1 protein-coding gene is annotated in these 1860 nt (G+C 73.4%); it reads right to left on the reverse strand.

All coding sequences use genetic code 11. The annotated features are described in order from the left end of the window. Positions 1-1227 (reverse strand): cell division protein FtsZ (ftsZ, locus tag NBW84_RS20925; RefSeq protein WP_250286630.1); only part of this gene is annotated, 1227 nt, incomplete at its 3' end. Positions 1228-1860 lie beyond the last annotated feature (633 nt).

The following is a 1860-nucleotide window of genomic DNA, read 5'->3' on the forward strand; positions in this document are numbered from 1 at the left end:
GGGCTGGGCCGGCTGGGGGTGCGAGGGGCGGGCCGCGGACACCGCGCCGTGCGGGGCCGCCGCCGTCGCGGGAACGGCCCGTGGCTGCGCGGCGGCGAAGGACGAGGCCGGGGGCGTGGTGGACGCCGCGGGCGGGGTGGCGGCCACGGGGGCCACCGTGGACGTGGGCCCTGACGTGCCCGGGGCCGCGCCGCCCTGCGTGGCGGTGGAGTTCCCCGTGCTGGCGGGCGGGCTGGCGGGGCCGCGGCGGGCGCCGGGCAGGAACGCCTTGGGCCGCTGCGGGATGGTGTCGAAGCCCGCGGCGATGACCGTCACCCGGACCTCGTCGCCGAGCGCGTCGTCGATCACCGCGCCAAAAATGATGTTCGCTTCGGGATGGGCGGCGTCGGCGACCAGCTCGGCGGCGGCGTTGATCTCGAACAGGCCGAGGTCGGAGCCACCGGAGATGTTCAGCAGGACGCCCTGGGCGCCGTCCATGCTCGCCTCCAGCAGGGGTGAGGCGATGGCCTGCTCGGCCGCGACGATGGCCCGGTCGTCGCCGCGGGCCCGCCCGATACCCATCAGGGCGCTGCCCGCGTGCGACATGACGGTCTTGACGTCGGCGAAGTCGAGGTTGATCAGACCGGGGGTGGTGATGAGGTCGGTGATGCCCTGCACACCGGAGAGCAGCACCTGGTCGGCGCTGCGGAACGCGTCCAGCACGCTGATGTCACGGTCGGTCATCGCCAGCAGCCGGTCGTTCGGGATGACGATGAGGGTGTCGACCTCGTTGCGCAGCGCGTCGATCCCGGCTTCGGCCTGAGTGGCGCGGCGGCGTCCCTCGAAGGTGAACGGACGGGTGACGACACCGATCGTCAGTGCGCCCAGCGACCGGGCGACGTTGGCCACCACCGGCGCGCCGCCGGTGCCCGTGCCACCGCCCTCCCCGGCTGTGACGAACACCATGTCGGCGCCCTTGAGGACCTCCTCGATCTCCTCCCGGTGGTCCTCGGCCGCCTGGCGGCCGACCTCCGGATCCGCGCCGGCGCCGAGGCCGCGGGTGAGCTCACGGCCGACGTCGAGCTTGACGTCGGCGTCGCTCATGAGCAGGGCCTGGGCGTCGGTGTTGATCGCGATGAACTCGACGCCCTTGAGACCGACCTCGATCATGCGGTTGACGGCGTTCACACCGCCACCGCCGATCCCGACGACCTTGATCACCGCCAGGTAGTTCTGTGGAGCTGCCATGCGGTGTCGGTCCTCCAGCGGCGTCGATGGGCGGACGGGGCGGCGTGTCCCAGCCGGCCGGTACGGCGGGGAATGCTGCACCGAACGGATGGAGCAGGTAACGATCGGCGAGCTTCAACCTTCACCGTCAGCTAGACAGTTAATGTTATGTCAACTTCCAACCGTGGACCGGACAGTAGGGAGGAGTAACCCGGGGGTCAAGGACACGCCCGGCGCGTCACGTCACACCTTTCCCGTCCGTTCGGTCACATCATCCGCCACACCCGGGATGACCGCATCCACCGCACCCGTGATGACCGCATCCACCGCACCCGGGACGACCGCCGCGGCCCGGGTGCGGACCCGGACCGCCCGGCCCTCCCCGGCCAGCCCTCCCCGGCCCGGTCCGGGCCCGGCCGAGCCTCCCGCGCGCTGCGCCGATCCGCCGGGCCCCGCCCGCCAGAACCCGTGAACGCCCCGTGAGGGAATGGTGACCCTGGAACTCCGGGGCCCTGGCCGCCCTCGACCGGGAGCCGCGAACGCCCCGCGAGGGAATGGCGACGGCGACGGCCCGACGGGCGGGTGGGTGGCCGCGGCCCTCGGGGGCCACCTCGGGGGCCACCTCGGGGGCCACCTCGGGGGCCACCTCGGGGG

Source organism: Protofrankia sp. CiP1_Cm_nod2 (assembly GCF_920664355.1).
GTDB lineage: Bacteria > Actinomycetota > Actinomycetes > Frankiales > Frankiaceae > Protofrankia.